21 protein-coding genes are annotated in these 23222 nt (G+C 64.2%); 14 read left to right on the forward strand and 7 right to left on the reverse strand.

Going from position 1 to position 23222, the window contains the following annotated elements:
• Window positions 1–2 precede the first annotated feature (2 nt).
• Genes SO156_RS23725 through SO156_RS23735 form a run of 3 tightly spaced genes read right to left on the reverse strand, consistent with a single transcriptional unit; the run spans window position 3 to window position 3263 of the window.
• Window positions 3–959, reverse strand: coding sequence for a respiratory chain complex I subunit 1 family protein (locus tag SO156_RS23725; protein WP_498536435.1), 957 nt, complete (start codon window positions 957–959; stop codon window positions 3–5).
• Window positions 956–2956 (reverse strand): hydrogenase 4 subunit B, encoded by a 2001-nt coding sequence (hyfB, locus tag SO156_RS23730; RefSeq protein WP_498536436.1) that lies wholly within the window; start codon window positions 2954–2956, stop codon window positions 956–958. Before hyfB ends, SO156_RS23725 begins: the two co-directional genes overlap by 4 nt.
• 34 nt (window positions 2957–2990) lie before the next feature.
• Window positions 2991–3263, reverse strand: a complete 273-nt coding sequence (locus tag SO156_RS23735) for a helix-turn-helix domain-containing protein (RefSeq protein WP_458145744.1) — start codon at window positions 3261–3263, stop codon at window positions 2991–2993.
• A 250-nt stretch (window positions 3264–3513) separates the two neighbouring features.
• On the opposite strand from SO156_RS23735, the gene SO156_RS23740 reads away from it, so the two are divergent.
• Window positions 3514–5619, forward strand: a complete 2106-nt coding sequence (locus tag SO156_RS23740; protein WP_458145668.1) for a putative bifunctional diguanylate cyclase/phosphodiesterase — start codon at window positions 3514–3516, stop codon at window positions 5617–5619.
• A gap of 57 nt (window positions 5620–5676) precedes the next feature.
• On the opposite strand, the gene SO156_RS23745 is transcribed toward SO156_RS23740, so the two are convergent.
• Window positions 5677–6207 carry a MarR family winged helix-turn-helix transcriptional regulator gene (locus SO156_RS23745; RefSeq protein WP_458145667.1) on the reverse strand — a complete coding sequence of 177 codons (531 nt, stop codon included), beginning with the start codon at window positions 6205–6207 and terminating at the stop codon, window positions 5677–5679.
• Between the two features lie 174 nt (window positions 6208–6381).
• Here SO156_RS23745 and SO156_RS23750 point away from each other — a divergent pair, with 174 nt between their 5' ends.
• From SO156_RS23750 to SO156_RS23760, 3 genes are read left to right on the forward strand one after another with little or no spacing between them, the layout of a single operon-like run.
• Window positions 6382–7422 carry a branched-chain amino acid ABC transporter permease gene (locus SO156_RS23750; protein WP_458145666.1) on the forward strand — a complete coding sequence of 347 codons (1041 nt, stop codon included), beginning with the start codon at window positions 6382–6384 and terminating at the stop codon, window positions 7420–7422.
• 5 nt (window positions 7423–7427) lie between these two features.
• Entirely contained in the window at window positions 7428–9197 is a 1770-nt protein-coding gene (locus tag SO156_RS23755; protein WP_498536437.1) for a branched-chain amino acid ABC transporter ATP-binding protein/permease, read from the forward strand.
• On the forward strand, window positions 9194–9925 hold the full coding sequence (locus tag SO156_RS23760) for an ABC transporter ATP-binding protein (RefSeq protein WP_498536438.1): 732 nt from the start codon (window positions 9194–9196) through the stop codon (window positions 9923–9925). Before SO156_RS23755 ends, SO156_RS23760 begins: the two co-directional genes overlap by 4 nt.
• Window positions 9926–10123: 198 nt before the next feature.
• Here the strand turns inward: SO156_RS23760 and SO156_RS23765 are convergent, their stop codons facing one another.
• Window positions 10124–10762, reverse strand: a complete 639-nt coding sequence (locus SO156_RS23765) for a pyridoxamine 5'-phosphate oxidase family protein (RefSeq protein WP_498536439.1) — start codon at window positions 10760–10762, stop codon at window positions 10124–10126.
• A gap of 119 nt (window positions 10763–10881) precedes the next feature.
• On the opposite strand from SO156_RS23765, the gene SO156_RS23770 reads away from it, so the two are divergent.
• The gene (locus SO156_RS23770; protein ID WP_498536440.1) at window positions 10882–11766 is read left to right on the forward strand and encodes a LysR family transcriptional regulator; all 885 of its coding nucleotides are present in this window, start codon (window positions 10882–10884) and stop codon (window positions 11764–11766) included.
• 122 nt (window positions 11767–11888) lie between these two features.
• Here the strand turns inward: SO156_RS23770 and SO156_RS23775 are convergent, their stop codons facing one another.
• Window positions 11889–12308 carry a PaaI family thioesterase gene (locus SO156_RS23775; RefSeq protein WP_498536441.1) on the reverse strand — a complete coding sequence of 140 codons (420 nt, stop codon included), beginning with the start codon at window positions 12306–12308 and terminating at the stop codon, window positions 11889–11891.
• 347 nt (window positions 12309–12655) lie between these two features.
• A complete protein-coding gene (gene pobA / locus SO156_RS23780) occupies window positions 12656–13825 on the reverse strand; it encodes a 4-hydroxybenzoate 3-monooxygenase (RefSeq protein ID WP_458145660.1) in 1170 nt (389 codons plus the stop codon).
• 259 nt (window positions 13826–14084) lie between these two features.
• On the opposite strand from pobA, the gene SO156_RS23785 reads away from it, so the two are divergent.
• The 9 genes from SO156_RS23785 to SO156_RS23825 all read left to right on the forward strand — a co-directional run bounded on the left by SO156_RS23785 (window position 14085) and on the right by SO156_RS23825 (window position 23108).
• Window positions 14085–15101 carry a TRAP transporter substrate-binding protein gene (locus SO156_RS23785; RefSeq protein WP_498536442.1) on the forward strand — a complete coding sequence of 339 codons (1017 nt, stop codon included), beginning with the start codon at window positions 14085–14087 and terminating at the stop codon, window positions 15099–15101.
• A gap of 112 nt (window positions 15102–15213) precedes the next feature.
• Window positions 15214–15723, forward strand: coding sequence for a TRAP transporter small permease (locus SO156_RS23790; protein ID WP_027521323.1), 510 nt, complete (start codon window positions 15214–15216; stop codon window positions 15721–15723).
• Window positions 15724–15725: 2 nt separating this feature from the next.
• Complete coding sequence (locus SO156_RS23795; RefSeq protein WP_458145658.1) at window positions 15726–17045, forward strand: TRAP transporter large permease; 1320 nt, start codon at window positions 15726–15728, stop codon at window positions 17043–17045.
• Window positions 17046–17055: 10 nt separating this feature from the next.
• The gene (locus tag SO156_RS23800) at window positions 17056–17517 is read left to right on the forward strand and encodes a DUF3237 domain-containing protein (protein WP_498536443.1); all 462 of its coding nucleotides are present in this window, start codon (window positions 17056–17058) and stop codon (window positions 17515–17517) included.
• A 442-nt stretch (window positions 17518–17959) separates the two neighbouring features.
• Window positions 17960–18769 (forward strand): crotonase/enoyl-CoA hydratase family protein, encoded by an 810-nt coding sequence (locus SO156_RS23805; protein ID WP_498536444.1) that lies wholly within the window; start codon window positions 17960–17962, stop codon window positions 18767–18769.
• A complete protein-coding gene (locus SO156_RS23810; protein WP_498536445.1) occupies window positions 18766–20649 on the forward strand; it encodes a feruloyl-CoA synthase in 1884 nt (627 codons plus the stop codon). Before SO156_RS23805 ends, SO156_RS23810 begins: the two co-directional genes overlap by 4 nt.
• A gap of 25 nt (window positions 20650–20674) precedes the next feature.
• A complete protein-coding gene (locus SO156_RS23815; RefSeq protein ID WP_458145654.1) occupies window positions 20675–21436 on the forward strand; it encodes an SDR family NAD(P)-dependent oxidoreductase in 762 nt (253 codons plus the stop codon).
• 11 nt (window positions 21437–21447) lie between these two features.
• On the forward strand, window positions 21448–21864 hold the full coding sequence (locus SO156_RS23820; protein ID WP_498536446.1) for an acyl-CoA thioesterase: 417 nt from the start codon (window positions 21448–21450) through the stop codon (window positions 21862–21864).
• A 92-nt stretch (window positions 21865–21956) separates the two neighbouring features.
• Complete coding sequence (locus SO156_RS23825; protein ID WP_498536447.1) at window positions 21957–23108, forward strand: ABC transporter substrate-binding protein; 1152 nt, start codon at window positions 21957–21959, stop codon at window positions 23106–23108.
• The last annotated feature ends 114 nt before the right edge of the window (window positions 23109–23222 follow it).

Here is a 23222-nt window from a genome sequence, read left to right on the forward strand (position 1 = left end):
TCTTACAGGCTCCCCGACACGAAGCGCAGCAAGGTCGCGAGCAGCGCCAGCATCAGCGCCGCGCCCAAAAACTCCGGAATACGAAACACGCGCATCTTGGCGATCGAGGTCTCGAACACGGCGAGCAGGAAGCCAAGGACTGCAAGCTTGCCGAGATACAGCAGCGCGCCCAACGCCAGTGTCGCGACGCTCGCATCCCCGGCCGCCGTACCCCACGGCAGGAACACGCAGGCGATCAGCGAGACATAAAGCAGCAGCTTGAGCTGCGACGACAGGTCGACCAGCGCGAGATGCCGCCCCGAATATTCCAGCACCATGGCCTCGTGGACCATGGTGAGTTCGAGATGGGTCGCAGGATTGTCGACGGGAATGCGGGCGTTCTCCGCCAGCGCCACGATGGTCAGCGCGACGAACGCCATGCCGAGTGACACGCGCAGACCGACCGCATCCGAGCCCATGAACTCGGCGACGTTGGAAAGCTGGGTCGATCCGGCGATCATTGCGACGGAGAATACGGTGATCAGGATCGCGGGCTCGGCGAGCGAGGCGATCATCACCTCGCGGCTGGAGCCGATGCCACCGAAGGCCGTGCCGACATCCATGCCGGCAAGCGCCTGGAAGAAGCGCGCGCTGCCGAGCAGCGCAATGATGGCGATGAGATCGGCGGTCCAGGAGAACAACAGGCCATTGCCGAAGGTCGGCACCAGGGAGGCCGCCACCCAGGTGCCCGCGAACATCAGATAGGGAATGACGCGGAACAGCCAGGAGGCGTTGTCCGCGAGCACGACATCCTTGCGCATCAGACGGACGAGATCGCGATAGGGCTGGAGCAGCGGCGGCCCGCGCCGGCGGAGCAGCCGCGCCTTCACCTTGCGCACGAAGCCGGTGAGCAGCGGCGCGAGCAGCAGCACCAGCAGCATCTGCGCACCCTGCGAGATGACGTCGCGCAGCGCATTCATAGTGCCACCACCAGGAGCAGCCCGATCAGCGCCACGAAAACCAGCGTCAGATAGCGGCGGATGGTGAGGAACTGGAGGACGTTGATGTGCTCGGTGGCGAAGCCGATGCCCTTTGCGATCGGCGCGTAGAGCACCTCCCAGATCAGGTCATGCAGCTGGACCGTGAGGCGCGCGGGCGCCGGCGAGGACGGCGGCGGCATCTCGCCGATCTCTCGGGCCGCAAAGATCACGCTGCCGAATACGCGACGGATCGGCTGTGAGAAGCTCGAGGCGGAGTACTGGATCAGCGGGCTGGGATCGGGATAGCCGCAATCCCACGCCGGAGCGCGGCGCAGGCGATCGGAAGCGAGCCGGTGAATCGCCGACGCCGCGGCGGTGCCGCAGAGCGCGACGAACAGGAAGACCAGAAGGCCGTTATAGGAGCTGCGGCTCTCCGCGATCGGCACCACCGTCAGCCATTGCAGTCCGGTCTGATGCGGCATGGCGTTGCCGACCATGGCCTTGCTCACCGGCGCCAGGGCGTCGATGAAAAGGCCGGGCAGGATGCCGGCGACGAGACAGAGTGCTGCGAGCGCAAACATCGCGGCCAGCGAGAAGCGGTCGGTTTCATGCGCGTTCGCCGCGAGATCCGTGCGCGGCCGGCCGAGGAAGCTGATGCCATAGAGCTTGACGAAGCAGGCCGCGGCGAATGCGGCCGCCAGCGCCAGCAGCCCACCGACGGCGGGGATGGCGAGCTTCAGGCCCCAGGACGGCAGTTGCGGGGAGAGCAGGATCGCCTGGAAGGTCAGCCATTCCGAAACGAAGCCGTTGAACGGCGGCAGCGCCGAAATCGCGACGCAGCCGACCAGCATCGCGAAGGCCGTGCGGGGCATGCGATGGATCAGCCCGCCGAGCTTCTCCATGTCGCGCGCACCGGTTGCTTCCAGCACCGCGCCGGCGCCGAAGAACAGAAGACTCTTGAACAGCACATGATTGAAGACGTGCAGCATCGCCGCGGTGAAGGCGAGCGCCGCCACCCAGTCGAGCCCCTGCGCCTTGAAGGCGAGCGCGAGCCCAAGACCGGTGAAGATGATGCCGATGTTCTCGATGGTCGAATAGGCCAGCACGCGCTTGATGTCGCGCTGCATCAGCGCATAGAGCACGCCCAGCGTCGCGGTGGGGCCGCCGACGAGCAGCACCACCATGCTCCACCACCACTCAGGCTCCGGCAGCAGGTCGAAAACGACGCGGACAAAACCGTAGACGGCAACCTTGGTCATCACGCCGCTCATGAGTGCCGAGACGTGGCTGGGTGCGGCGGGATGGGCCAGCGGCAGCCAGGCGTGCAGCGGCACGAGGCCAGCCTTGGAGCCGGCGCCGAGCAGGACGAGGATCACCACCGTGCCGGCGAGCGCGGCCGACGGATGCGAGGCGCGGATCGCATCGAAATCGTAACCGGCACCATTGGCGAGCAGGCCGAAGGCGAGCAGCAGCACCAGCGTGCCGAAGCTCGCCATCAGGAGATAGACGTAGCCGGCGCGAACGTTGTCGGCCTCGCGATGATGCGCCACCACCAGCGCCCAGGAGGTCAGCGACATGAACTCCCACGCCACCAGAAAGCTGAAGGCGTCGTTCGCGAGCACCACGGTGTTCATGGCGGCGAGATAGGCCGGATAGAACGGCAGCACGCGGCCGCGAGATTCCTCATGAACGCCATAGCCGAGCGCGAACAGGCTCGCGGCTGCGCCACCAATGTTGATCACGACCAGGAAGAAAGCCGACAGCGCATCGAGACGGAAGTGAGCCCCCAGCCAGGGCAGGCCGATCGGAAGCGTCGCGCTCAACACGGGATGCGCAGGATCGAGCAAGTGAACGAGCGCGGTGACGCAGAGCGCCGCCGTGATGACGAGGCAGGCGCCATAGAGCACGATCGAACCGCGCGGACGCGTCGACAGCGCGATCCCGACCGGCGCCATCGCCAGCAGCAGTGCCACCGACCATAGCGCCACCGAGATCATCAGAGTTCCCGGGTTGCGAGTTGAGCGCGCGTCGTCATTTGTTGCCCTCGCCCGCGCTCGGCTGGGATTTCAGCCGCACACCGCGGCCGCCTCCGGTCGAGGGCGCGCCCTCGCCGATCAGTTCGATGCCCGCGGCCGCGAGCGCCTCGACCAGCTTCATCAGGGAATCGACGTTGCCGCGAATGACGCCCTCGGAGGCCTCCATGCGCTGGATCGTCGGCAGCGATAGCGAGCAGCGCTGCGCCAGCTCGCGCTGGTCGATCCCGAGCAGGGCCCGAGCGGCCCGGAGCTGCGCGGCGGTAATCACTGAAAGCGCCTCCATGGCAGGTTCCATGATTGATAAAGCAAGCATATTATATCTAAAATGATGTATCAAGCATCGATTATGCTGCACTGCACATCAAGAAGAAATTGCCCGCATGCTGCAATCTCGTCGCGCTTCCTTAACGTGAAATTCGCTGCAACTTCAGGAAGCTGCCTGTGGGGGCGGCAGATCGTGGAGACCATTCACCGGCCTCTGCTCTAATGCTTGCCGCGCTGGAAGGGGGCGAACACACATGGAGGATCGCGACAGGCTGGTCGCCGACAACGGCGGGCTCGGCTCGCTCGCCTTGGGCGGGCTGCTCGAGCAAGCGGTCAACAATCTTTGGCTCGGCATCATCCTGTTCAACCGCAGCCGCGAGGTCATCTACTGCAACCAGCGCTACATGGACATGTACGGCCTTGCGCCAGACGAGGTGCGGCCGGGCACACCGGTGAGCAGCCTGATCCAGCATCGGCTCAAGCTGGGGCTGAAGATTCGCGGTGAGGCCGAGGACTATGTTCGCGCGCGGACGGAGCGCGCGGTCGTCAACGAGCGGACCGTGCAGGAATTCGCGGACGGACGGATCATCGCCTATGCCGTTCATCCTCTGCCGGATGGCGGCGGCATGGCCACCCACGAGGACATCACCGAACGCGAGGAGCTCAGTGCGCGACTGCAACAGCGCAACATGCAGTTCGACATCGCGATCAACAACATGTCGCACGGGCTGTGCTTCTTCGATGCCGATCACCGGCTGATCGTGTGCAACAAGGACTTCATCGACATGTACGGTCTGCCGCCCGAGCGGGTCGGTCCCGGCACGCCCCTGACGGACATCGTCGACATGCGCTTTGAGGCCGGCAGCGTGCCCGCGATGTCGCGGGACGAGTACATGAAATGGCGCACCGGCGTCGTCGTTTCGGCCGAGCCCGTCGATAGCATCGTCGAGATGCGAAACGGGCGCACCTTCAAGATCCGCCATCGCCCAATGCCGGATCTCGGCTGGGTGGCGACCCACGAAGACATCACTGAGCAGCGGCGGGCCGAGCTCAGAATCGCGCATATGGCGCATCACGACGCGCTGACCGACCTCGCCAATCGCGCCCTGCTCAACCAGCGGCTCGAGCAGGCGTTCGCGTCGAAACAGACGTTCGCCGTACATCACATCGACCTCGACAAGTTCAAGTCGGTGAACGACACGCTGGGTCATCATGCCGGCGATGCCCTGCTCAAGGGCGTCAGCGAGCGTCTCCGCCGCCTCGTTCGCCCTAGCGACACGATCGCCCGGATGGGCGGCGACGAATTCGTCGTCCTGCAGACCCCGATCGGCGAGGCAAGCGAAGCAGGCACACTTGCGCAGCGCATTATCGGGCAGATGAGCGCGCCGTTCGAGATCGACGCCCAGCAGACGATCGCAGGGGCAAGCATCGGCATCGCCATTGCGCCGGCCGATGGAGCAACACCGGAGCAATTGCTGCGGAATGCAGACCTTGCGCTCTACCGGGCGAAGAGCGACGGCCGGGGTACGTACCGCTATTTCGAGCCGGCCATGGACGAGCAGGTGCAAAGCCGCCGCGCGCTCGAGCGCGATCTGCGCAAGGCGCTCGCCAGCGGAGAATTCGAGCTTCACTATCAGCCGCTGGTGAAGAGCCACAGCGGCGCGATCAGCGGCTTCGAGGCGCTGATCCGCTGGCAGCACCCGCAGCGCGGACTGATCCCTCCGGGCAGCTTCATTCCGCTTGCCGAGGAGATCGGCCTGATCGTGCCGATCGGCGAGTGGGTGATCCGACAGGCCTGCATGACCGCCAGCCGATGGCCAAAGCACCTCCACGTCGCCGTCAACATATCGGCAGTGCAATTCCGCTTCGCCGGTCTCGCCGAGGTGATCGTTGGCGCGCTCGCAGCCGCCGGGCTGGACGCCAGCCGGCTCGAAATCGAGATTACCGAGAGCGTCCTCCTGCAGGACAAGGAGGGGACGCTCGCCACGCTGCACCGGCTACGCGAGCTCGGAATCCGGATCGCGATGGACGATTTCGGCACCGGCTATTCGTCGCTGACCTATCTGCAATGTTTCCCGTTCGACAAGATCAAGATCGACCGCTCCTTCGTACGCGACATCGCCACCGATGCCGGATCGCTCAACATCGTGCGGGCGATTGCTGCGCTCGCAAGCGGGTTGGGGATGACGGCGACCGCGGAAGGCGTCGAAACGCGCGAGCAGCTCGACCGGATCGCGGCGGAAGGATGCACGGAGATGCAGGGTTACCTGTTCAGCCGTCCACTGCCCGCAGCCGAAATCGAGCGCCGCTTCCTGTCCCCGGAAGCGCCTGCCTTGCCCGACCGGTTCGCTGCAGCGTAATCGCCTTCGACTGCGAAGGCATTCGGCAACAGCGTTAGAGTCGAGAAACAGCTCGCCTCAAAACTCGTTGGCGATCTTGGAGAGCATGGCGATCAGGGACTCGCGGTTGGCCCCGCCCAGCAGCTCGTTCAGCCGCGCCTCGTGCTTGGTGGCGACGAGCTTTTTGGCGCGGGACAGCACGGCCTTGCCCTTGTCGGTCAAGACCAGGATGTGCGAGCGGCGGTCGTTGGTGGAGCGGATCCGCGCGCAAAGGTCGCGGCTCTCGAGGTTATCCAACATGGCCACGAAATTCGGGCGCAGGATGCCGAGCGTGGAGGCGATCTCGGTTTGATTGCGGCCGGGATTCTTCTCGACCAGCAGCAGCACGGAGAACTGAGCCGGCGTGAGCTGGAGAGAGGCCATGCAACGCAGGAAATTCTCGAACACCTTGAGCTGGGCGCGCTTGAGCACGTAGCCGAGCTGTTCGGAGAGTTCGCCAAGCTGAATGGCCTCGCTGGCATCATCATTCGCGTCCTTGCGCGCCCTGGCTGCCTCCGCGCCCTTTGCGGTTACTTCCGCCGATTTTTCCGCCGCTTTGGAAACGGTCATCGCCTGTTGCTCGCAATCCCGTTAGATTGAGGCCCGGTGTTCCCCGGCCCTTGAAGTTATATTCGATAATTGTTATTGACCATATCAAATATCGTCAGCGATTTTCAATGGCTGTGAGGGACGATTCACCGCGAAAGCGGGATCGGCCCGGATCTTGAGGGGGAGCGTCCGGTCTTGAATACCACCATCCTGCTGTTCCTGATCCAGGACGGCATCACCAACGGCGCGATCTATGCGCTGCTCGGACTGGCGCTGGTGCTGGTATTCGCCGTCACCCGCGTCATCCTGATCCCGCAAGGCGAATTCGTCACTTATGGTGCGCTGACCTATGCCTCGCTCGCCTCCGGGCAGATGCCGGGCACGGCCAAGCTCGCACTTGCCATGGGCATCGTCGCCTTTGTGTTCGACCTGTTCGCAGCGCGCAAAGCGCTGCACGGACGGCTGATCCTCCGCACCTTCCTCGCCAACATCGTGCTGCCGGGACTCGTGCTGGCGGTGACCCTCTACTTCGCCGGCCAGAAGCCGCCGGTCGCAGTCTCGATGGCGCTGTCGCTCGTGATCGTCGCGCTGATCGGCGTGTCGCTCTATCGCATCGTGTTCCAGCCGCTGGCGCACACCTCCGTGCTCGTGTTGCTGATCGCCTCCGTCGGCGTCCATCTCGCGCTGCAGGGCCTCGGCCTTCTGTTCTTCGGCGCCGAAGGCCAGCGCGGACCGGCGGTGCTGTCGACGGCCTTCACGCTCGGCGCGCTTCGCTTCACCGGCCAGAGCATCACGGTCTACGGCATCACCATCGCCTTCATCGTCGGCCTCTGGCTGTTCTTCGGCTTCACGCGCTACGGCAAGGCGCTGCGCGCGACCGCCGTCAACCGGCTGGGCGCGCGGCTCGCCGGCATCCGCACCTCGCTGTCGGGGCAGATCGCCTTCCTGCTGGCGTCGGTGATCGGCGCGCTGTCGGGCATACTCATCGTCCCGATTACAACTCTCTATTACGACAGCGGCTTCCTGATCGGCCTGAAAGGCTTCGTCGCCGCGATCATCGGCGGCCTCGTCAGCTATCCCCTGACCGCGATCGCGGCGCTCTTTGTCGGCATCGTCGAGGCGTTCTCGTCCTTCTACGCCAGCAATTACAAGGAGGTCATCGTCTTCATGCTCCTGATTCCGGTGCTGCTGCTGCGCTCGCTCGCAGCCCCCGCGGTCGAGGAAGAGAAGGACTGAGCACGATGAACGACCGGCTCCCCATTCTCGTCTTCGCGCTTGTCATGGCGGCGATCCCGCATCTTCCCGGCATGCCGCCGTTCTGGATCGTGCTCCTGGACAATATCGGTCTCACTGCGCTGGTCGCGATGGGCCTCGTGCTGCTGACCGGCGTCGGCGGCCTGACCTCTTTCGGACAGGCGGCCTTCGTCGGCTTCGGTGCCTACACCACCGCTGTGCTGTCGACGGCGTATGGCCTGTCGCCCTGGCTGACCTTGCCGCTCTCGCTGCTGGTCAGCGGCCTGCTCGCGGTGCTGCTCGGGCTGATCACGGTCCGCCTGTCGGGCCACTATTTGCCGCTCGGCACCCTCGCCTGGGGGCTCGGGCTGTTCTATCTCTTCAGCAAGCTCGAATTTCTGGGACGAAACGACGGCATCTCCGCAATCCCCCCGCTGTCGATCGGCACGTTCAAGATGCTCTCGCCCGACTCGATCTATTACGCGATCTGGGTTGCGGTGATCGTCTCGGCGCTCCTCACCATGAACCTGCTGGACTCCCGCACCGGCCGCGCCATCCGCGCGCTCAGGCGCGGACATGTCGCAGCCGAAGCCTTTGGCGTGCAGACGCCGCGTGCAAAGTTGCTGGTGTTCATCCATGCCGCGGTGCTCGCAGGTCTCTCCGGCTGGCTCTATGCGCATCTCCAGCGCGCGGTGAATCCGACGCCGTTCGGTGCACAGGCCGGCATCGAGTATCTCTTCATCGCGGTGGTCGGCGGCGCCGGCTATGTCTGGGGCGGCGTGCTCGGCGCGGCGATCGTCGTTGTCCTGAAGGAAGTGCTGCAGAGCTATCTGCCGCTCATCGTGCCGGGCTCCGGCCAGGTCGAGACCATCGTGTTCGGCATCATGCTGGTGGCGCTCTTGCAGCTTGCGCCGGGCGGCGTCTGGCCGTGGCTGATGTCACTCCTGCCGCAGAAGGCTGGCGGCAGGAAGCCGGACACCTCGCTGACGCTACCGGCGCGCGTCCGCGCAGCCGCCGAGGCAAGCGTGCTGCTCCGAGTCGAAAAAGCGCGAAAACAGTTCGGCGGCGTGATCGCGGTGAACAATGTCTCATTCGACGTCCAGGCCCGCGAGATCGTCGCACTGATCGGTCCGAACGGCGCCGGAAAGAGCACGACGTTCAACCTGATCACAGGCGTGCTGTCGGCCACTTCGGGCTCGATCTCGGTGCTCGGCAAGAAGGTCGACAAGGCGCCGCCGCAGGAGATCGTCAAGCTCGGCATTTCCCGCACCTTCCAGCACGTGAAGCTGGTGCCCGACATGACCGTGCTGGAGAACGTCGCGATCGGCGCACATTTGCGAGGCCAATCCGGCCCGATTGCGTCGATGCTGCGGCTCGACCGCGCTGACGAGGCACGGCTGCTCGCGGAAGCCGCGCGCCAGATCGAGCGCGTCGGCTTGGGCGGGCAGATGCATCAGCTCGCAGGCTCGCTCTCGCTCGGACAGCAGCGCATCGTCGAGATCGCCCGCGCGCTGTGCGTCGATCCGATGCTGCTGCTGCTCGACGAGCCGGCGGCCGGCCTGCGCCACATGGAGAAGCAGCAGCTCGCCAGGCTGCTGCGAGAGCTCCGCGACGGCGGCATGAGCGTGCTCCTGGTCGAGCACGACATGGGCTTCGTGATGAATCTCGCCGACCGCATCGTGGTGCTCGATTTCGGTACCAAGATTGCGGAAGGCACGCCCGCCACGATCAAGACCAATCCCGAAGTGATCAAAGCGTATCTCGGAGTGGCGGCATGAGCGCGCTGTTGTCAGTCACCGACGCGCATGTGTCATACGGCAAGGTCGAGGCGGTCCGCTCCGTCTCGCTCGAGGTCGGCGCGAACGAGATCGTCACCATCGTTGGCGCCAACGGCGCCGGCAAGACCACGCTGCTCTCCGCTATCATGGGTATCCTGCCGCTTAAGGGCCGCGTCGCCTTTGCCGGGCAGGACCTCGTACGGCTCGACATCGAGGACCGCGTTGCAATGGGGCTGGGGCTCGTGCCGGAGCACCGCGAATTGTTCGTGACGATGAATGTCGAGGACAATCTGGAGTTAGGAGCCTTCCGCATCGAGAAGAGCAGGGCGAAGAGCTCGATCGAGCGGATCTACGCGCTGTTCCCTCGGCTGAAGGAGCGGCGCAAGCAGCTCGCCGGCACGCTGTCCGGCGGCGAGCAGCAGATGCTCGCAATGGGCCGCGCGCTGATGGGAGAGCCGAAACTCTTGATGCTGGACGAGCCGAGCCTCGGCTTGGCGCCGATCATCGTCGCCGACATTTTCCGCATCGTCACCGAGTTGCGCGCCAGCGGCGTCTCGGTGCTGCTGGTCGAACAGAACGCGCAGGCCGCCCTGAAGATCGCGGATCATGCTTATGTGATGGAGCTCGGCGAATTCGTGCTCTCCGGCAAAGCCAGCGACGTCGCCGCCAACGAGCGCGTCGCGGCGAGCTATCTCGGCTTCCAGCACGAAGGCGCCAGCGCGCTGTAGCTCTCCACGAACTCCACTTCCCTTCTCCCCTTGCGGGAGAAGGTGGCGCGCGTAGCGCGCCGGATGAGGGGTCTGCATCGGCCAATTCCATCGCTAGAGATTCACCCGTGGAGAGACCCCCTCACCCGTCTCGCCACTACGCGGCGAGCCACCCTCTCCCACAAGGGGCGAGGCTGCTCCGTCGGCGTGGCATTGGTTTCAATGCGGTGTCTCAGCGGCTGCCGCCGCCTGCCCCTTCAGCGCCGCCACCTCCGCTTCCAGCTCCGCGATCCTTGCATCGCGCGCAGCGAGTGCTGCCGCCACGTCCGCCGCGTCGAATTTCTGCGGGATTTGCTGCGGGCAGTTGGTGTCCCAGGCGGTGATCGTGAACATGATGACCTGCTCGGGGCGAGCCTTGTAGCTTTTCGGCATGAGCGATTGCGTCAGCGCAGGATCGTCCTCCACCACGCGCGCTTCGCCCCAGATCTTCACCCTGCGGCGATGGGCGTAGTCCATTACGAAGATATAGGCTTTTGGATTTTCGGAGAGATTTCCTTGCGTAAGATATTGCCGGTTGCCGGCATAGTCGGCGAAGGCAAGCGTATGTTTGTCCAGCACCTTCAAGAAACCCTTCGGGCCACCACGGTGCTGAATATAGGGCTGGCCGTCGGCTGAGGCCGTGGCGAGATAGAGACTGCTGGCGTCGGCCAGAAACGCAGCGAGGTTTTCGTCGACCTCGGTGCGCCAACCGCGCTGCTCGGCGTGGGCATAGGCCTCGCGCGAGCCTTTTCGTGTCTGAATCGATTTGACGGCCGGGGTGAAGGCGACGTCGCTGGCGTAGCTGTGGACGGACTGCATCGGAGCATCTCCAGGAAACTGGCGCGTCTTGCGTTTTTCATCTCAACCATGGCCCCTATTCGGGCTAAAACAATCGACCTGCTTGACACTTCATCATTGCGATATATGCAATAATGGTCATGGACCGGCTCGAGGCCATGCACGTCTTCGTCACCGTCGCCGAATTGCGTGGCTTTGCGCAGGCGGCGCGCAAGCTGCGGCTGTCGCCGTCGGCGGTGACCCGGCTGATCGCTTCGCTGGAGGAGCATCTTGGCGCGCGATTGCTGCAGCGGACCACGCGCTCCGTGACACTCACCGACGTCGGCACGCGGTATCTCGAACGTGCGCGGCGGATCCTCGCCGATGTCGAGGAGGCCGACGGCTCTGCGCGGGAGGAGCGCAATCGGCCGAGCGGGCGGCTCGTGGTCTCGGCACCGGTCGGGTTCGGCCGGCTCCATGTCGGGCCGGTCATGACCACCTATCTCAAGCGCTATCCCGAAGTCGCCTGCGAACTCAGGCTGTCGGATCATCTCGTCAACCTCGTGGAAGACGCCGTCGATGTCGCGGTGCGGATCGGCCATCTCGCCGACTCGTCTCTGGTCGCGCGTCATGTCGGCGAGATGCGGCGCATCGTCGTGGCCTCGCCCGGCTATCTGACGCGGTACGGCGAACCGAAGACGCCGGAGGCGCTGCTCGAGCATCAGACCATCCAGTTCGGCCCGGCGACCGATCGACGCTTCCTGCGCGACGGCCGCGAGATCGAGGTGACGCCGTCTCCCCGCTTCATCAGCAACAGCGCCGACGCGGCCCTGCAATATGCCGAAGCCGGCGGCGGCGTGACGCGCGTGCTGGCCTATCAGGCCGCCGAGGGCTTGAGGCGCGGGCGCCTGAAAATCGTGCTGGCGAAGTATGAGCTGCCGGCGATGCCGATCCACATCGTCTATCCGACCTCGCGCCTGCTCTCGGCCAAGGTGCGCGCGTTCATCGATCTCGTGGTGGAGACGACGAACTGGCGGTTTGGCTAACTCTCGTGCCCCGGACGCGGCGCAGCACGCAGTGATGCGCTGCAGAGCCGGGGCCCATGCCTCAAGGGTCCCGGCTCTGCGGAGCGGCACTTCGCGCCGCACCGCGTCCGGGACACGAGAGCTCACTCCTTCTTCGGCACGACGCGAAACGTGCCGTTGGCGCGCGCGATCGCGGCGCCGTCGGCCTTGATCAGGCATTGCGCGAAGCAGATCGTGCTGCCGGTCTTGATCACCTCGCTCTCGACCGCGCACCACTGGCCTATCTCGGCCGCGCCGACGTAATCGACGGCGAGCGAGACCGTCACGAATGACGTCGTCCAGCCCGTTGCCTGCGCGCAGCTATAGCCCATCGCGGCATCGGCAAGAGCTGCGATGAGGCCGCCGTGGATGAGCCCGCGCGCGTTGGTGTGCGGCTTTGCCAACCGCAATCCGACGATCACGGCCTTCTCTGTGCGTTTTGAATAGAGCGGCTCCCAGGGATCGGTGAGCGGGCTCTTGCGGAAATGCGGCTCGAAGCCGTCGGGAACGGCGGTGGTCGTCATGTGCGTCTCGCGTCGTTGATTACCCCATTGAACGCGATGGACGCGACGGATGCATCACCTACAAAGTTTTAAACGACATTTGCGCGGGCGTTTGAAACGGACGCCCCTGTCATTGCGAGGAGCGCAGCGACGACGCAATCCAGAATCTTTCCACGGAGCGGTCTGGATTGCTTCGCTGCGCGCGCAATGACGATGTGGAAGCAGCCTTCGATGCGTAGGGTGGGCAAAGGCGCATCGCGCCGTGCCCACCATCTCTCCGCGATTGCGACAGAAGAGGTGGGCACGCTTCCGCCTTCGCTCTTCGAGCTACGGCGGACAAGTCGCTTTGCCCACCCTACAAACTGTGACTAAAACGGCAGCCCCACATAGTTCTCCGACAACGACGTCATCGCGGCCTGCGACTGCGTGACGTAGTCGAGCTCGGCGAGCTGGATGCGCGCGCCGATGGTGCCGGTGTCGGGGAACTTGTGCAGCATCGAGGTCATCCACCACGAGAAGCGCACGGCCTTCCAGACCCGCGCCAGCGCTGTCGCGGAATAGGCGTCGATGCCCGCGCTCGATTTCTCGTCGTAATATTCGCGGAGCGCGGTTGCGAGGTAGTGCGCATCTGACGCCGCGAGGTTCAGTCCCTTGGCGCCGGTTGGCGGCACGATGTGTGCGGCATCGCCGCACAGGAACATCCGGCCAAAGCGCATCGGTTCGGCGACGAAGCTGCGCAGGGGCGCAATGCTCTTCTCGATCGAGGGCCCGGTGACGAGGGTGTCCGCCGCCTCCTGGTCGATGCGGCGCTTCAACTCGTCCCAGAAGCGATCATCCGGCCACTGGTCGACGTGATCGTCGAGCGAGCACTGGACATAATGCCGGCTGCGCTTGGTCGAGCGCATGGTGCAGAGCGCAAAGCCCCGGGCGTGGTTGGAATAGATCAACTCATGACTGACTGGCGGCGTATCCGAGAGGATGCCGAGCCAGCCGAACGGATAGATCCGCTCGAACTCCTCGATCGCCGACGGCTTGACGCTGGCGCGGCTGACGCCGTGGAAACCATCGCAGCCGGCGATGAAGTCGCAGAAAATCTCGTGACTGACACCATCCTTGACGTAGGTTACGCGCGGGTGACTGCCGTCGAAATCGTGCGGCTGCACGTCCTTGGCCTCGTAGACCGACGTCAACCCTGTCGCTTTCCGCGCATTCATCAGATCGAGCGTCACCTCGGTCTGGCCATAGATCATGACCGTCTTACCGGTCGCAGCCTTCATGTCGATACGGTGACGACGGCCGGAAAAGGCAAGCTCGATGCCCTCATGCAAGAGGCCTTCGGCATGCGCGCGCCCTCCCGCACCGACTTCGTCGAGCAGCGCGACGGTTCCCTCTTCGAGAAGGCCGGCGCGGATGCGCCCGAGCACGTAGTCGGGGCTCTGCCGCTCGAGAATGACATTGTCGATGCCATAGCTGTGCAGCAATTGGCCAAGCAGCAGTCCCGCCGGCCCAGCACCGATGATTGCGACTTTTGTCCGCAATACTTGCTCCTTCCGATCCTGTAGGGTGCGGCGCGAGCTTGCTTGTCGCCGTCGTCCGCGCGCGATAATTATAACATATAACGTTTGAGCAAAGGGGAGTGCCATTCGCCGCAGCGCGATATCCGGGTGACGGCTTTCCGCGAGACGAAAGCAGCAGCGCTGCCACTTCCGGCTTGAACGCGCGATCCAATTATATAACATGTTAACTAACGAGACCGGGCCGAAGCAGCCTGCGGTCAAGAACAGGGAGAGACGAGCGATGAGGAAAGCCTGTCTGGCGTTGCTGCTGGCAGCAAGCGTGTCGCCTGCCTTCGCGCAGGACAAGAATTTCGACCTGAAGATCTCGCACTGGGTGCCGGCCTCGCATCCGCTCCAGAAATCGCTGGAGGACTGGGCAGCCGCGGTGGAGAAGGACTCCGGCGGCACCATCAAGAGCAAGGTGTTCCCGGCGCAGCAGCTCGGCAAGGCGTTCGATCATTACGACATGGCGCGCGACGGCATCGCCGACGTCACCTACGTCAATCCCGGCTACCAGCCCGGCCGCTTCCCGATCATCGGTGCCGGCGAACTGCCGTTTCTGGTCTCGGACGCCAAGGGCGGCTCGATGGGGCTCGATGCCTGGTACCGCAAATATGCCGAGAAGGAGATGAAGGACGTCAAATTCTGTCTCGCCTTCGTCCACTCGCCCTCCTCCTTCCACTCCCGCACCAAGAAGATCGTGGTGCCGGAGGACGTGAAGGGCCTGAAGATCCGCCCCGCCCACGCCACCATGGCGAATTTCGTCACTTCGCTCGGCGGCACCAATGTGCAGTCGTCCGCGCCCGAAGTGCGCGACATCATCGAGCGCGGCGTCGCCGACGGCGTCACCTTCCCCTGGGGCTCGATGTTGCTGTTCGGCATCGACAAGGTGACGAAGTATCACATGGACGCGCCGCTCTATGTCACGACGTTCGCCTTTGTGATGAACAAGGACAAGTACAACGCGATGTCCGACAAGCAGAAGGCGGCGATCGACAAGAACTGCACGACCGAGATGGCCGGCGTGGTCGGCGAGCACTGGGGCAAGTTCGAGGATGCCGGCATCGACAAGATCAAGGCAGAAGAAGGTCACGAGGTCTACAAGCTGAATCCGGAGCAGACCGCGTCCTGGAAGAAGGCCGCCGAGCCACTGGTCAAGACCTGGGGCGAGGGCGTGAAGAAGACCGGCACTGATCCGGACGCAGCGCTCACCGAGCTGAAGGCCTCGCTGAAGAAATACAACGCGCTGGCGGAGTGACGGCAAGCTATCGCCGCGAACTCGCTGTACCTCTCCCGCTTTGCGGGGGAGGAAGCAGTTCGGTCGCGGCTACAGCAGCGGCACGCCTGACTCTTGAATAGGATTCCTCCCCATGAAGCGCGCCTGGATGGATCGCTTTATCGATACGATCGAATGGATCGCGGCCGGCTTCGTCGGCCTCGTCGCGCTCGACATTTTCGTTTCGGTTCTGCTGCGCAACACGCTGAACTATTCGATCCCCGATTCCTTCGACATTGGCCGCATGCTGCTCGGCATCCTGATCTTCTGGGGTATCGCCGCGACTTCCTATCGCGGCACGCACATCACGGTCGACCTGATCTGGGCCAATTCAAGCCCGCGCTATCAACGCTGGATCGACGTGTTCGCAACCCTAGTGCTGCTGTTCGTCGTCACCGTGCAGACCTGGACGCTGTTCGACAAGGTTCGCGGCACTTACAACGACAATGTGCAGACCTTCGATATGCACATGCCGACCTGGCCGTTCTTCGCGATCGCCTGGATCGGCGATGTCTCGGCGGTGCTGCTGATCGCGATCCGCACCTACCGGCTGATCTTCCATCCCGAAGAAATGCACGATCCCAAGCTGAAGGCGACGGAGTAATCATGAGCACCGACGCCGTTGCCGTAATCGGCTTCGTTTCCCTGTTCGCCCTGATGCTGCTGCGCGTGCCCGTCGGCATGGCCATGGGCCTCGTCGGCGTGTCCGGCTTCTCCTACCTCGTCGGCGCCACGCCGGCGCTCAAGCTCGTCGGCCAGACCTCGATGCGCACGGTCACCGACTACACTTTTGGCGTCATCCCGATGTTCTTGCTGATGGGCTCCTTCGTCAGCAATTCCGGCATGAGCCGCGAACTGTTCCGCGCCGCCAACGGCTTTGTCGGCCATTTGCGCGGCGGGCTCGGCATCGCAACCGTCGGCGCCTGCGGCGGCTTTGCCGCGATCTGCGGCTCCTCCGTCGCAACCGCGGCGACCTTCTCCGCCGTCGCATATCCGGAGATGCGCCGTTTCGGCTATCCGCAATCCTTTGCCACCGGCGTGATCGCGGCGGGCGGCACGTTGGGTGCGATGCTGCCACCCTCCACCGTGCTCGCGGTCTACGGCATCATCACCGAGCAGGACATCGGAAAACTCTTCATCGCCGGCATCATCCCGGGCCTGCTCGCGATGAGCATGTACATGATCACCATCGGCCTGATCGGATACGTCCGTCCGGACTTTTTGCCCAAGGGCAAGAAGCTGCCGTGGAACGAGCGCTTCGCGGGCCTCAAGGACATCTGGGCCCCGGTCCTGTTGTTCGTGTTCGTGATCGGCGGCCTCTACGGCCTGCCATTCCTGCCCCGCTTCACGCCGACCGAAGCCGGCGGCGTCGGCGCCACCGGCGCCTTCATCATCGGCGTGCTCACGGGGCGGCTCGATCGCGAGAAGATTCTGGCCTCGCTCCTGCAGGCAACGCGCACCGCGGCCGCGGTGTTCACCGTGCTGATCGGCGCGCTGATCTTCGGCTACTTCCTGACGGTGACGCAGACCCCGCAGAAGGTGACGGAATTCCTCACCGGTCTCGGCCTCGGCTCTTACGGCGTGCTGGCGCTGATCATGGTGATGTATCTCGTGCTCGGCTGCCTGATGGACGCCATGGCAATGATTATCCTGACGGTGCCGATCATCTTCCCCGTGATCACGCACCTTGGTTTTGATCCGATCTGGTTCGGCGTCATCATCGTCATGACCGTCGAACTCGGCCTGATCCACCCGCCGGTCGGCATGAATGTCTTCGTCATCAAGAGCGTGGTGAAGGACGTGTCCTTCTCCACCATCTTCAAGGGCGTGATCCCGTTCGTGGCCACTGACCTGGTGCGGTTGGTGATCCTGATCGCCTTTCCGCTGCTGGCGACCTGGCTGCCGACGCGGATGATGGCACATTAGGGGTGGCGTGATGACCACGCCCAAGCTCGAGACGAAATACGTCTTCACCATCACCGCCCGTATCGGTGACGTCGTCACCGCGGGCGAGACCGGCACGGGTGTCCGCCGCATCATCCCGATCATCGGCGGCGAGGTACGGGGCGCGATCAACGGCAGGGTCTTGCCGTTCGGCGCCGACTTCCAGATCATCCGTCCGAGCGAGCTGATCGACCTCGAGGCCAAATACGCCTTCGAAACCGACGACGGCGCCACCGTCTATGTCGAGAACAAGGGCATCCGCTTCGGCCCGGTGGACCTGCTGCAGAAGCTCAAGCGCGGCGAGCCCGTCGACCCCGACCTGATCTACTTCCGCACCGTACCGAAGTTCGAGACCGGGCACGACAATTACCGCTGGCTGATGCAGCACATCTTCGTGGCCTCAGCCGCGCGGCACGCAGACCGCGTGGTGATCGACGTGCATCAGGTGATGTGAGGTTTTTTCGCGAGCGCTGCAACTGGATCCCAATTCGGCCCCCTCGTCATTGTGAGGAGCGAAGCCACGAAGCAATCCCGAATCCCTCCGCGGAAAGACCCTGGATTGCTTTGCTGCGCTCGCAATGACGACGATATTGCAACGGCAGCGCCTCACACTCCGCTGGTCGTCCCGGGGCCGACAAAGTGGCGAGCCCGGGACCCATAACCCCAGGATAGAGTTGTTGGGGGAAACTCGGGCCGCGAGCCTTCGCCAAACGTCTCCCTGGGGTTATCTCGACGAGCGCAAGCGCTCGCGCGGGGGTCCCGGCCTTCGCCCGGGACGACGGCGAGAATGGGGCGCCTCGTTACCGCCCCTGACCTCCGGTCCGCCCACGGCCGCCCTTCCATATTGACTCCCTCGAAATTCGTTATACAACATAACTATTCTGAAAAGGACGCAAATGACACAGGGAAACGCCGATACCGCAGCCGCGGGACCTGATGCGCTGCTCAAGATCGAGCGGGCGGACAAGGTCTTGACCGTGGGTCTGAACCGGCCTGCCAAGCGCAATGCGCTCAATGACGGCATCATTCACGAGATCAGCAACTGCTTTGCGACGCTGCCGGATGACATCGGCGCGGTTGTCATCCATGGCATTGGCGACCATTTCTCCTCCGGCCTCGATCTGTCCGAGCTGACCGACCACGACGCCACCGGCGGCCTCCTGCACTCCCAGATGTGGCACCGGGTGTTCGACCGCATCCAGTACAGCCGGGTGCCCGTGATCGCGGCGCTGAAGGGCGCCGTGATCGGCGGCGGGCTGGAACTGGCCTGCGCCGCGCATATCCGCGTTGCCGAGCCCTCGACCTATTACGCACTGCCGGAGGGCCAGCGCGGCATCTTCGTCGGCGGCGGCGGCTCGGTGCGGCTGCCGCGGCTGATTGGCGTCGCGCGAATGATGGACATGATGCTGACCGGCCGCGTCTATTCGGCGACCGAAGGCGCCTCCTACGGTTTTGCGCAATATCTGACCGAGGAAGGCGGCTCGCTGACGAAGTCGCTCGAACTCGCCGCGCGCATCGCCTCCAATGCGCCGCTGACGACTTTCGCCGTGCTCCAGGCGCTCCCGATGATCGCCGAGGCCAATCCGCAGACCGGCCTCTTGATGGAATCGCTGATGGCGACGGTTGCCCAGAGCGACAAGGAAGCCAAGCGCCGGATCCGCGAGTTCCTCGAGCACAAGACCGCCAAGGTGAAGCCCAAGTCATGAGCGCACAGCCGTCCTCTTCCACCACGGAGCGCGGCGCGAGCACCTCCCCGCTGCGGCCGATCTCGTTCGGCGATCCCGTCGTCAACATCGAGCGGCGCGATGACGGCACGATTTACCTGCGGCCAAAACAGCCGCTCGGCGACTATCCGGTGCGTATCACCGACCGCCTGCATCATTGGGCGAAGACGACACCGGACCGCGTCTTCATGGCCGAGCGCGAAGGCGGCCGGGGCTGGCGCAAGATCACCTATGCCGAGCTCCTCACCGCGAGCCGGCACATCGCCTCCGGCCTGATCCAGCGTGGCTTGTCGGCGGAGAAGCCGGTCGTCATCCTCTCCGGCAATTCGATCGACCATGCGCTGCTCGCCTTCGGCGCGTACTACGCCGGCGTGCCCTTCTGCCCGGTATCGCCGGCCTATTCGCTGGTCTCGAAGGACTACGGCAAGCTCTCTTATCTCATGAAGCTGTTGACGCCGGGCCTCGTATTTGCCGAGGACGCCGACAAGTTCGCGGACGCGCTTGCTACCAACGTCTCGCTCGGCACCGAGATCGCTGCGTCCTACGGCACGGTGCCGGGGCGCGACGTCACCCTGCTCGCCGACCTCATGGCGACGCCGATCCATCCCGCGCTCGACGAGCTGCATGGGAGAATCGGCCCGGACACGATCGCAAAATTCCTGCTGACGTCGGGCTCGACCGGCAATCCCAAGGCCGTCATCAACACCCAGCGCATGATCTGCGCCAACCAGGTGATGCTGCGCGAGACGCTGGCGTTCCTGAAGGACGAACCGCCGGTCATCATCGACTGGCTACCCTGGAATCACACCTTTGGCGGCAACCACAATATCGGCCTGACGCTCTATAACGGCGGCTCGATGTATCTCGATGCCGGCAAGCCGGTGCCCGGCGGCATCGAGGAGACCGTGCGCAATCTCCAGGAGATTTCGCCGACGGTCTATTTCAACGTCCCCAAAGGTTACGAATCGCTGCTGCCCTATCTGCGCGACGACCAGGGCCTGCGCGCAAAGTTCTTCGACCGCCTGCATGCGATGTTCTTCTCGGGCGCGGCGCTCTCGCCCTTCGTCTGGGACAGCCTCGACGAGCTCGCGGTGAAGGAGAAGGGCTATCGCATCCCGATGCTGACGGGCCTGGGAGCTACCGAGACCGCGCCGTTCTTCATGTCGGTCAATCCACGCACCAGCCGCTCCGGCCATGTCGGCCTGCCCGTCTCCGGCAATGATGCCAAGCTCGTGCCCAATAACGGCAAGCTGGAAGTCCGCTGCAAGGGCCCGAACGTCATGCCCGGCTACTGGCGCCAGCCCGAAGTCACGGCAAAATCCTTCGACGAGGAAGGCTTTTACAAGCTCGGCGATGCGCTGAAGCCCGCCAACCCTAATGATCTCAATGCCGGCTTCGACTTCGACGGCCGCGTCAGCGAGGACTTCAAGCTCGCGAGCGGCACCTGGGTCAGCGTCGGCCCGTTGCGCGCGCGCCTCACAGCGGCCTGCGCGCCGCTGGTGCGCGACGTCATCATCGCCGGCATCAACCGCGACGAGATTTCCGCGCTCGTGGTGCTCGATCTCGATGGCTGCCGCCTGATCAACCCGACACTACCGGCCGACGATCTCGTCGTCACCGCACGCGACCGCCTGGTCCGCGAGGCGTTCCGCGAGCGCCTCACCCAGTTCCTCGGCTCGGCCACCGGTTCCTCGACCAGGATCACCCGCGCGATCCTTCTGGACATGCCGCTCTCGATCGACAAGGGCGAGGTTACCGACAAAGGCTCGATCAACCAGCGCGCCGTGCTCGAGCATCGCACCGCACTGATTGACGAGCTCTATGCTGCAAATCCATCGGACCGTGTGATATCGGTCGCCTAGAAACAATCCGCCAAAGGAGAACGCCATGTTGTTGAAGGATCAGGCAGCCATCGTCACCGGCGGTGCATCGGGACTGGGTGCGGCGACCGCACGCAAGCTGGCGGCGCAGGGCGCCAAGGTCGCGGTCTGCGACCTCAACACCAAGCTCGCCGAAACCGTCGCGGCAGAGATCAAGGGCGTGGCCGTGACGTGCGACGTTTCCGACGCCGCCTCGGCCGAAGCCGCGATCGCGGCAGCCACCAAGGCCCACGGCCCGGCCCGCGTGCTCGTCAACTGCGCCGGCATCGGCGTTGCCAAACGCGTGGTCGGCCGCGATGGTCCGATGGCGCTTGCCGATTTCGACAAGGTGATCAAGGTCAACCTGATCGGCACCTTCAACATGCTGCGTCTTGCCGCCACCGAGATGTCCAAGCTCGAGCCGCAGGCGAGCGGCGAGCGCGGCGTCATCATCAACACCGCTTCCGTCGCGGCCTATGACGGCCAGATTGGCCAGTCCGCCTATTCGGCGTCCAAGGGCGGTATCGTCGGCATGACGCTGCCGATCGCACGCGAACTCGCACAGTTCGGCGTCCGCGTGCTAACCATCGCACCCGGCCTGTTCCTCACCCCGCTGCTCGCCAACCTGCCGCAGGAGGCCCAGGACTCGCTCGCCGCCGCGATCCCGTTCCCGCGCCGGCTCGGCAACGCCGACGAGTTCGCGTCGCTCGCGCTGCACATGGTCGAGAATGCGTATCTCAACGGCGAGGTGGTTCGGCTCGACGGCTCGCTGCGCATGGCGCCCAAGTAGAGCCGTCACACATGTTCGTTCATCGGCGCGACGTCCAGATCCAGTGGGGCGACTGCGACCCCGCCAACATCGTCTATTACCCGCGCTACTTCTCGATGTTCGACGATTCGACCTCGGTCCTGTTCGAGAAGGCCGGCTTCTCGAAACAGGACCTGGTCCACAAATACGGACTGGTCGGCATTCCGATGGTCGACACGCGGGCGAAGTTCTACATCCCGTCGACCCATGGCGACTGGATCACCATCGAGACGAAGATCGAGAGCATCAAGCGCTCGAGCTTCGAGGTGAAGCACAACGTGTACAAGGGCGAGGCCCTGGCGATCGAGGCCTTCGAGACCCGCGTCCTCGTCGGCCGCGACCCAGCCAATCCCGACAAGCTGAAATCCGCACCGTTTCCGCCGGAAATGGTGGCCAAATTCGTGGGTTAGATTTCTGGAGCTAAATCGCCGCACCGCCCAAAGACGGGGCTGAATTCGATCACAAAGTCTGCTTTCAAAGGCGCACCTTAAGGGAGGAATAGATGAAACGCTTTTACCTGAGCGCCGCTATTGCGGCGGCGACACTGGCCCTGCCAGCACTGCCCGCGATGGCCCAGACCAACGAAATCACCATCGGCATCACCACCACCACGACCGGCCCGGGCGCGGCGCTCGGCATTCCCGAGCGTAACGCACTGGAGTTCGTGCCGAAGGAAATCGCCGGCGTGCCGCTGAAGGTGATCGTGCTCGATGACGGCGGCGATCCGACCACCGCGACCACCAACGCGCGCCGCTTCGTCACGGAATCCAAGGCTGACATCATCATGGGCTCGGCGCTCACGCCGCCGACGATCGCTGTCTCCAACGTCGCGAACGAAGCCGGCATTCCGCATTTCGGCCTCGCCCCCTTCCCGATCACCCCCGAGCGCATGAAGTGGTCGGTCGCGATGCCGCAGCCGATCCCGATCGTGGGCAAGGTGCTGTACGACCACATGAAGGCCAAGGGCGTGAAGACGATCGGCTATATCGGCTATTCAGACTCCTATGGCGACCTCTGGTTCAACGACCTGAAGGCGCAGACCGGGCCGATGGGCATGACCATCGCGGACGAGGAGCGATTCGCCCGTCCCGATACGTCTGTGACCGGACAGGTGCTGAAGCTCGTCGCCGCCAATCCCGACGCGATCCTGGTCGGCGCGTCCGGCACCGCGGCGGCACTGCCGCAGACCGAGCTGCGTGAGCGCGGCTATCAGGGCCTGATCTACCAGACCCATGGTGCGGCGAGCATGGACTTCATCCGCATCGCCGGCAAGGCGGCGGAAGGCGTGCTGATGGCTTCAGGACCCGTGATGGATCCGGAAGACCAGCCGGACGAAGCGCAGACCAAGAAGCCGGGCCTTGCACTCAACACCGCCTATGAAGCGAAGTATGGCCCGAACAGCCGCAGCCAGTTCGCCGGCCACTCCTACGATGCGTTCGAGCTCCTGAAGCGCATCATTCCGACGGCGCTGAAAACCGCCAAGCCCGGCACGCCGGAATTCCGCGAGGCGATCCGCCAGGCCATGCTGTCGGAGAAGGAATTGGCCGCAAGCCAGGGCGTCTACAACTTCACCGAAAAGGATCGCTACGGCCTCGACGAGCGCTCGCGCATCCTGCTCACGGTGACGAACGGCAAGTACAAGCTGGTGAAGTGAGAGCAGCGATCATTCGAACGCGACCAGAGCCGGCCCCCAAAGGGTCGGCTCTTTTCTTTTCTCACGTTGCCGTAGAGATCGACTGCAAACGCGATGCCGGTGCGCTCCCTCTCC

The organism is Bradyrhizobium sp. UFLA05-125 (genome assembly GCF_059803515.1).